Source organism: Kitasatospora sp. NPDC101235, from assembly GCF_044767505.1.
GTDB lineage: Bacteria > Actinomycetota > Actinomycetes > Streptomycetales > Streptomycetaceae > Kitasatospora.
Genome location: NZ_JBIWNZ010000001.1, coordinates 714717 through 722568, shown reverse-complemented (window position 1 = coordinate 722568; position 7852 = coordinate 714717). Strand labels below are relative to the sequence as shown.

The following is a 7852-nucleotide window of genomic DNA, read 5'->3' as shown; positions in this document are numbered from 1 at the left end:
CCTGTCCGCGGCGCGCCCGGCGCCGCCCTCCTGGCTTGGGGGGGGGGGCGCCCCCCCGGGGGGGGGGGCCGGGGGGGCGGCCCCCCCCCCCGGGGGGCCCCGGCCCGTCCGCCCTCCTTCCCCACCCCTCCGGAGAACCCCCGTATGACCCCCGACGCCCCCTGGCTGATCGCCGGACTGGGCAACCCCGGCCCGTGGTTCCGGCTCACCCGGCACAACGCGGGCTTCCTGGCCGTGGACCGGCTGGCCGAACGGCACGGCGCCCGGTTCCGCCGGCGCGGGATCGCCACCCTGGTGGCCGAGATCGCCGTCGACGGTCACCGGGTGCTGCTGGCCAAGCCGCTGTGGTCCATCAACCTGTCCGGACGCCCGGTGGCCGCGCTGCTGCGCCGCCACGGCGTCCCGGTCGAGCGGCTGGTGGTGGTGCAGGACGACCTGGACTTCGCGTTCGGCTCCGCCCGGCTCAAGCGCGGCGGCGGCCCCGGCGGCCACAACGGGGTGCGCTCGGTGGGCGAGGTGCTCGGCATCCGGGACTTCGTCCGGCTGCGGTTCGGCATCGGACGACCGCCGAAGGGCCAGAGCGTCGGGGACTTCGTGCTGAGGAAGTTCTCGGAGCAGGAACTGGCCGCCATGCCGGACGAGTTGGACCGCTGCGCGGACGCCCTGGAGACACTGGTGCGGCGCGGCCTGAACCGCGCCCAGGACGCCCTCAACGCCCGCACGGACGCCTGGCCGGGGGGGCCGATGAGGCCCGTGGGCCTCAGGCCCGGACGGGCCGGGTGAGCAGGGCGGCGGCCGCCGCGACGGCGGCGAGGACGAACAGCACCGTCCGCCCACCGGACTCGGCGCCCGCCAGGTGGACGCCGAGGACGGACAGCGCCATGCCGAGCGCCGTGCCGAGGCTGCGCGCCATGTTCACCATGCCGCCGCCGACCGCCGAGCACCGCGCCGGTATCGCCCGCATCACCAGCGCGTTGTTGGCGGGCAGCAGCAGGCCCAGCCCGTACCCGGCGGTCAGCAGCGGGACCGCCGCCACGTCCGAGGCCGGCAGCAGGGCGAACAGCAGCAGTCCGCCGGCCGCGAGCAGCGCACCGAAGCGGCACCTGGTCACGTCCGACCAGCCCCGGGGCAGCAACCCGGCGCCGACCGTCGCGGCGAACGCGAACGCGGCGGGCAGCAGGGTGACCACCAGGCCCGCGTGGGCCGTCGACACGCCTGCGCCGGTGAGCAGCACCGGGCCCAGCACCAGCGGGCAGAACAGCAGCAGGTAGCCGATCAGCGCCACCACCAGGCCGGAGCGCACGCCCGGTGTGTTGACCAGTCCGGGCGCCAGGATCGGCCGGGCCGCCCTCCGTTCCTGGTGCACCAGCGCCAGGGTCAGAGCGGCGGAGGCGAGCAGCAGGGCGGCCACCGCCCAGCCGGGCAGGGGCAGCCCGGAGGCGGTGGACAGGGCGAGCAGCAGGGCGGTGGTCGCCCCGGTGAGCAGCAGCATGCCGGGCAGGTCGAAGCGGGCGTCCTCGCGGGCCCCGGTCCGGCGGGCACCCGTCCGCCCGGCCTCGGCGCGCGGGCGGAGGCCCGGTACGGCGGCCGGAGCGCCCGCCGTCCTGGTGCGGGGCAGCAGGTACCAGCCGGCCAGGATGCCGAACACCGCGATCGGCACGTTGACCCAGAACACCCAGCGCCACGAGGCGTGTTCGACCAGCAGCCCGCCGAGGCTGGGCCCGAGCGCCAGGCCGAGGCCCTGGGCGGCGGCCTGGATGCCGAGCGCGCGCCGCATCGCGTGCTCCGGGACGCCGCGCGCGACCAGGGCGACGCTGTTGGCCTGCATCATCGCGGCGCCGACCGCCTGGACGGCGCGGCAGCCGACCAGCGCCCAGAGGCTGCCGGCGAATCCGGCGCCGAGCGAGGAGAGGCCGAAGACCGCGAAGCCGCCGATGTACATCGTCTTGCGGCCGACCAGGTCCGACAGCCAGCCGATCGGGGCCAGCAGGGCGACCAGGACCAGCAGGTAGGCGAGGGCGACCCACTCGACGGCGGCGAAGCCCGCGTCGAAGTGGCGGCCGAGGGCGGGGAAGACCAGGGCGATGACGCTGGCGTCGAGCTGGCCGAGGAAGGCTCCGAGGCAGACCGTGCCGACGGCCAGCCAGTGGGCGTGGCGCCAGCCGGCTATGCCGCGCGGCCGGGGCCGCTCGGTGAGCAGCCGCGAGGCGAAGGCGGTGGCGTTCATGCCCACGAATATATCGGATACAGACATGTTCTTTCTACGAGCTGATCGCCCTGCGACAGGATGCGTCCCACGGTACGGACGGTGCCGGACGGACACCTGCCGCGAGGCCCGCACCAGAGCCGCAACACAGCACGGCCCCGGGCCCCGAACCGGCCACCGAACCAGCCGCCGAACCGCCCCGTACCAGGCGATACGCTGTCCGCCATGCCGTCGTCACCACACGTTCCCGACCCCGCCACCGCAGGCCCCGACCCGGCGGTCGAGCACGCCCGGCGGCTGACCGACACCGTCACCCGGCTGCGCCGCGCGCTGCGCAGCAGCATCCGCACCGACTACCCGTGGGAGTCCCTGCCGATGGCGCAGGTCGAACTCCTCCAGACGCTGGCCGCCGCCCCGCTGCGGGTCGGCGAGCTGGCCGCGCGACAGCGGCTCGCGCCCAACACCGTCAGCGGGCTGGTCGGGAAGCTGCTCGACGCCGGCTTCGTGGACCGCCAGGCCGACCCCGGCGACCGCCGCACCGCCCGGATCGCCCTCACCCCGGCCGGCCGGCGACAACTGGACGACTGGCAGCACGCCCACGAGCGCCGGATCGCCACCGCGCTCGCCACCCTCGACCCGGCCGACCGCGCGGCGGTCGTCGACGCCCTGCCGGCACTGGAACAGCTCGCCCGCGCCCTCGCCCAGCCGGGCCCGGGGCCGGGGCCCGAGCAGGGGACCGACCAGAGGCCTGCGCAGGAGTCCACGGCCGACTGAAAACCACTGGTCGCCTGGGCCCGCCCGGCGTTACCGTCCCCGGCATGACCACCGCAGAGGTACTGATCGAGCCCTGGACGGACGACGACCTCGCGCTGCTGCGCCGGGTCAACACGCCGGAGATGAAGAAGCACGTCGGCGGGCCGGAGAGCGAGGAGCGCCTGCTCGTACGGCACCGACGCTATCTGGACTTCGTCCCGTCCGGGCTCGGCTGCATGTACCGGATCGTGCTACTGCCCGAGGGCGAGGCGGTCGGGACGGTCGGCTACGGCACCCGGACCTGGGAGGGGCGGACCGTCCACGAGATGGGGTGGAACGTGCTGCCCGGGTTCCAGGGCCGGGGCATCGCCGTCGCCGCCACCCGTGCGGCGGTTGCGGCCGCCCGCCGCGAGGCCGCGCACCCCCACCTGCACGCCTTCCCCTCGGTGGACAACCCCGCCTCCAACGCGGTCTGCGCGAAGGCCGGGTTCGCGCTGCTCGGCGAGACGGACTTCGAGTTCCCGCCCGGGCGGTTCATGCGCAGCAACAACTGGCGGGTGGACCTGCGGAGTCGAGCGTCCGGCGCTTGACCGCTCAGGGGGTGACCGGCCGGGGGTCGGGCGCTCCGAGGGTGGGCGTTCGGGGGTCGGGGGGCACGGGGTGAGCGGCCACGGGGCCTCGGCGGTCAGAACAGGGTGCCGCTCTCCAGGTCCAGCAGCCAGCGCTTGCGGTCCACGCCGGCGGCGAAGCCGGTGAGCGCGCCGCTCGCACCGAGCACCCGGTGGCAGGGGCGGACGATCAGCAGCGGGTTGGCTCCGACCGCGCCGCCGACCGCCCGGACCATGCGCGGCTCCTGCCCGGCCAGCTCGGCGAGTTCGCCGTAGGTGACGGTCGTGCCGTACGGGATCTCGTCCAGTGCGGCCCAGATCCTGCGGCGGAACTCGGTGCCCTCGGGCGCGAGCGGGAGGTCGAAGCCGGTGCGCTTGCCGGCGAAGTAGGCGGTCAGCTGGGCCACCGGCTCGGCGAGCGCCTCCCGGTCCGGCACCCACTCGTCGGCGGGCTCGGCCAGTGCGTACTTCTGGCCGGGCGCGGTGACGGTCGCCAGCGCGGCCGGTCCGCCGCCCTCGGGCAGCACCCCGCTGAGCAGCAGCCGGCCGAAGGGGCTCTCCATGGTGGTGTAGACGGTGGTGCTCATGCTCGTTCGTTCTCCGTTCCGGTGCTGGTGCTGCTGGTGTTGCTGGTGTTGCCAGTGCTGATGCCGGAGTCGATGCCGGTTCCGGTGCTCGCCGGGCCTGCCCACAGCCGGTGGACGGCGTACGAGCGCCACGGGGCCCAGGCCTCGGCGGCACGGGCGGCGGACTTCGGGTCGCCTGCGGCGCCGAGACGGAGCAGGCCGTGCTTGACGCCCACGTCACTCGGGAGGAAGACGTCGGGGTCGGCCAGGGCCCGCATCCGCAGATAGCCGACCGTCCAGGGGCCGATGCCGGGCAGGTCCAGCAGGGCGGCCGCGGACTCCTCCCGGTCGGCTCCGCTGTCGAGCCGGACCACGCCCTCGGCGAGCGCGGCGCACAGGCCGGTGAGCGCACGGCGGCGGGCGGCGGGCATCGCGAAGTCCTCCGGGTCCGCGGTGGCCAGGGCCGCCGCGGTCGGGAAGAGCAGGCGCAGGCCACCGCTGGGCTCGGGCAGCGCGGTGCCGTACTTCTCGGCGAGCCGTCCCGCCAGGGTACGGGCGGCGGCGACGCTGATCTGCTGGCCGAGGACGGCGCGGACGGCGAGCTCGTGCGGGTCCACGTGGCCGGGCGAGCGCAGGCCGGGGCGCTCGCGGACCAGCGGGCCGAGCAGCGGGTCGGCGCCGAGCTGCTCGTCGACCGCGAGCGGGTCGGCGTCCAGGTCGAAGAGGATGCGCAGGCGCTGGACGGCGGTCGGCAGGTCGCGGAGGTCGGCGAGCAGGAGGCGGCAGTCGAGCCAGCCGCGGGTGGGCGGCTCGCCCGGCGCCAGGCCGTCGACCTCGGCGATGCCGTGGCCGTACGGGAGCGCGAGGGTGCGACGGTAGGTACGCACACCGGGGCGCACGCCGGAGACGACCTCCTCCACGCCGGGGACGGCACGCAGGGCGAGGAAGTCGATCAGGTGCTCGCTGTCGAGCGCGCCGCGGTAGGCGAGGCGCAGGGTGAGACCGCCGGCCGGGGTCGCGGTGCGGCGGCCGGCGGAGACTTCGGAGCGCAGGCCGCTGGGGGTGCGGTCGTAGACCTCGCGCACGGTGTCGTTGAACTGGCGGACGGAGGCGAAGCCGGCCGCGAACGCGATGTCGGTGACGGGCAGTTCGGTGGTCTGGAGGAGCAGCCGGGCGGTCTGCGCGCGGCGGGCGCGGGCCAGCGCGATCGGGCCGGCGCCCAGCTCGGCGGTCAGCTGGCGCTGCAGTTGGCGGGCGCTGTAGCCGAGGCGGCCGGCCAGCCCGGCGACGCCCTCGCGGTCCACCACACCATCGCCGATCAGGCGCATCGCCCGGCCGACCAGGTCGGCGCGGTGGTTCCACTCGGGCGAGCCCGGAACGGAGTCGGGGCGGCAGCGGCGGCAGGCGCGGAAGCCGGCCCCCTGGGCGGCCGCGGCACTGGGGTAGAAGACGCAGTTGACGCGCTTGGGAGTCACGGCGGGGCAGCTCGGACGGCAGTAGATGCCGGTGGAGGTGACCGCCGTGAAGAAGACCCCGTCGAAGCGGGAGTCGCGGCTGTCCACGGCTCGGTACCGGATGTCGTCGTCGATCACGTTGTCCAGTCTGCGGCACTGGGCGGGGGGTGACTGGCGGGAATCGGACATCGCCGTTGATCGTCGCTTCGGGGGCCCTCCCCCTCCCCCGCCCCACCCCTCCCCCGCCGCCCGCCCACCCGCCACCTCACCCCATGGCCCATCGGCCCGTGGCCCGGTGGGCCCACCGGGCCACGGGCCCGTCGTGCCCGTCGGGCCTCTGAGCGGCCGGAGCCCCTGGAGCCCCCGGAGCCCGGCCCGCCGACCCGCCCGCGCCCGCGAGGGCCCACAGGCGCCCGCCGGGCCCCGGGCCGGAAATTCGCGAGCCCGCCGGCCACCCCGCCGCTACCCTCGCCGCATGAGTGATCAGCCGCCCTACACCGGCCCGGACGACCCACGTGTCCTCGCCCTGCCTCCGGCCGAGTTCGCGTTCCCCGGCCCCCTGCGGGACCAGCTGGTCTCCGCGATCCTCGACGGCGCCAAGACCAGCACCACCGGCCTGGTCGCCTGCTACGAGCACGAGGGCGAGCCCCTGCCGCTGGCCGGTGAGCGCTCCGCGGTCCTCGACTCGCACAGCCGCAGGGTCGCCGTGATCGAGACCACGGACGTCCGGGTGGTCCCGCTCGCGGAGGTCGACCTCCAGCACGCCCTGGACGAGGGCGAGGGGTGCACCAGCGTGGCCGAGTGGCGTGCGGTGCACGAGCGGTTCTGGCGCAGCCCGGAGATGCTCGACGCCCTCGATGACCCGGGTTTCACCGTGGACGACAGCACTCCGGTGGTCCTGCAACGCTTCCGCCCGGTGGCCGACCTCCGCTGAGCCGGGCGGGCCCGGCGGAGGCCGGTCGGCGTCCGTTGCACGGCAGCCGGTGCCGGGGGTCAGCGCTTCACCGGACCTCCCGCGGCTCGCATCGACTTGCTGATCGTCTTCCACTTATTCAGCCGCGCCTTGGCCACCCGGGCGTCCGAACGCGAGGCGATCCACTCGTTCTCGCGCTGGAGCTTGAGGTAGCTGTCCATCCGGCGCTGCGGCAGGGTGCCGTCGGCCAAGGCCTCCTGCACCGCGCAGCCGGGCTCGGTGTGGTGGCTGCAGTCGTGGAAGCGGCACTCCTCGGCCAGCTCGGCTATGTCAGCGAAGGCCAGGTCCACGCCCTCGCCACCGTAGAGGCCGACCTCGCGCAGCCCGGGGGTGTCGATCAGCACGCCCCCGCCGGGCAGCGAGATCAGCTCGCGAGTGGTCGTGGTATGGCGGCCCTTCTGGTCGACCGCGCGGGCCTCCTGGACGGTCATCGCCTCGGAGCCGACCAGCGCGTTGGTGAGCGTGGACTTGCCTACGCCGGACTGACCGATCACCGCGGTGGTGCCGGGGGTGCAGGCGCGGAGCACGTCCATGCCCTCGCCGGTCTCGGCGCTCACCACCAGCACCGTGACCCCGGGAGCGACAGCCTCGACGTCGGCCCGGATGAAGTCGGCGTCGTCGACCAGGTCGGCCTTGGTGAGGACGACCAGCGGATCGGCGCCGGACTCCCAGGCCAGGGCGAGGAAGCGCTCGATCCGCCCGAGGTCCGGATCGGTCGCGAGGGAGGAGGCGATCAGCACGGTGTCGACGTTGGCGGCCAGCACCTGGCCGTCGGAACGCTTGCCGGCCACCTTGCGGATGATCGCGGTGGAGCGCGGCAGCAGCGCGGCCACGGAGGCCATCGGCTGGGCGTACAGGTCGACCGCCGCCCAGTCGCCCGTGCACGGGCAGTTGATCATGTCGGCGTCGCCCACCGACCGGGTGTCGAACCGAACGGTGCGCGGCTCGCCCGTCTCCGGGTCGGCGATCACGGCGTCGCACTGGCCGCGGTCGACCCGGACGATCCGGGCCGGGAGCAGCCCGGCCTCGCCGAACGGGGTGAACAGCTCCGCGAGCTCGGCCGTCCAGCCGTAGCCGGTCAGCGCGGAGGGCTCAGCGGAGAACGAAGAAGAGGAGGAGGAAGAGAACGACGGAACGGAGGCAGCGTTGAACAACGCAGTGGCCCTTCGGGGAGATGGTCCCGGCGGGCTACGGCTGGCGCGAAGGGCTCAGCCGGCGGCCGGGAAAAGGAGGTGAACGCGAGTGCTGCCCTGGGCAGCTATCGGGGCGACAACGACCACGGGGGTCACCTC

8 protein-coding genes are annotated in these 7852 nt (G+C 75.1%); 4 read left to right on the top strand and 4 right to left on the bottom strand.

The window, feature by feature from the left end; translation table 11 throughout:
• Positions 1–144 precede the first annotated feature (144 nt).
• Positions 145–783 (top strand): aminoacyl-tRNA hydrolase, encoded by a 639-nt coding sequence (gene pth / locus ACIRRH_RS03370; RefSeq protein WP_403060985.1) that lies wholly within the window; start codon positions 145–147, stop codon positions 781–783.
• Here the strand turns inward: pth and ACIRRH_RS03365 are convergent.
• The gene (locus ACIRRH_RS03365; RefSeq protein WP_403060982.1) at positions 761–2227 is read right to left on the bottom strand and encodes an MFS transporter; all 1467 of its coding nucleotides are present in this window, start codon (positions 2225–2227) and stop codon (positions 761–763) included. The genes pth and ACIRRH_RS03365 overlap by 23 nt on opposite strands.
• Positions 2228–2431: 204 nt before the next feature.
• On the opposite strand from ACIRRH_RS03365, the gene ACIRRH_RS03360 reads away from it, so the two are divergent.
• Positions 2432–2980 (top strand): MarR family winged helix-turn-helix transcriptional regulator, encoded by a 549-nt coding sequence (locus tag ACIRRH_RS03360; RefSeq protein ID WP_403060979.1) that lies wholly within the window; start codon positions 2432–2434, stop codon positions 2978–2980.
• A 44-nt stretch (positions 2981–3024) separates the two neighbouring features.
• Positions 3025–3549, top strand: a complete 525-nt coding sequence (locus ACIRRH_RS03355; RefSeq protein WP_403060976.1) for a GNAT family N-acetyltransferase — start codon at positions 3025–3027, stop codon at positions 3547–3549.
• A gap of 95 nt (positions 3550–3644) precedes the next feature.
• Here the strand turns inward: ACIRRH_RS03355 and ACIRRH_RS03350 are convergent, their stop codons facing one another.
• Together ACIRRH_RS03350 and ACIRRH_RS03345 are read right to left on the bottom strand one after the other, a co-directional pair.
• Positions 3645–4154, bottom strand: coding sequence for a methylated-DNA--[protein]-cysteine S-methyltransferase (locus ACIRRH_RS03350; RefSeq protein ID WP_403060973.1), 510 nt, complete (start codon positions 4152–4154; stop codon positions 3645–3647).
• The gene (locus ACIRRH_RS03345) at positions 4151–5776 is read right to left on the bottom strand and encodes a DNA-3-methyladenine glycosylase 2 family protein (RefSeq protein WP_403060970.1); all 1626 of its coding nucleotides are present in this window, start codon (positions 5774–5776) and stop codon (positions 4151–4153) included. Before ACIRRH_RS03345 ends, ACIRRH_RS03350 begins: the two co-directional genes overlap by 4 nt.
• A gap of 286 nt (positions 5777–6062) precedes the next feature.
• Between ACIRRH_RS03345 and ACIRRH_RS03340 the strand changes: the two genes are divergently transcribed.
• Positions 6063–6521 (top strand): ASCH domain-containing protein, encoded by a 459-nt coding sequence (locus tag ACIRRH_RS03340; RefSeq protein WP_403060967.1) that lies wholly within the window; start codon positions 6063–6065, stop codon positions 6519–6521.
• A gap of 59 nt (positions 6522–6580) precedes the next feature.
• Here ACIRRH_RS03340 and rsgA read toward each other — a convergent pair whose 3' ends face one another.
• Complete coding sequence (gene rsgA, locus ACIRRH_RS03335) at positions 6581–7714, bottom strand: ribosome small subunit-dependent GTPase A (RefSeq protein ID WP_403060964.1); 1134 nt, start codon at positions 7712–7714, stop codon at positions 6581–6583.
• Positions 7715–7852 lie beyond the last annotated feature (138 nt).

What these genes read in the sequence shown, in the direction of transcription:
- pth (WP_403060985.1), top strand. Translation starts at nt 145, where the DNA reads ATGACCCCCGACGCCCCCTGGCTGATCGCCGGACTGGGCAACCCCGGC.
- ACIRRH_RS03365 (WP_403060982.1), bottom strand. Translation starts at nt 2,227, where the DNA reads ATGAACGCCACCGCCTTCGCCTCGCGGCTGCTCACCGAGCGGCCCCGG.
- ACIRRH_RS03360 (WP_403060979.1), top strand. Translation starts at nt 2,432, where the DNA reads ATGCCGTCGTCACCACACGTTCCCGACCCCGCCACCGCAGGCCCCGAC.
- ACIRRH_RS03355 (WP_403060976.1), top strand. Translation starts at nt 3,025, where the DNA reads ATGACCACCGCAGAGGTACTGATCGAGCCCTGGACGGACGACGACCTC.
- ACIRRH_RS03350 (WP_403060973.1), bottom strand. Translation starts at nt 4,154, where the DNA reads ATGAGCACCACCGTCTACACCACCATGGAGAGCCCCTTCGGCCGGCTG.
- ACIRRH_RS03345 (WP_403060970.1), bottom strand. Translation starts at nt 5,776, where the DNA reads ATGTCCGATTCCCGCCAGTCACCCCCCGCCCAGTGCCGCAGACTGGAC.
- ACIRRH_RS03340 (WP_403060967.1), top strand. Translation starts at nt 6,063, where the DNA reads ATGAGTGATCAGCCGCCCTACACCGGCCCGGACGACCCACGTGTCCTC.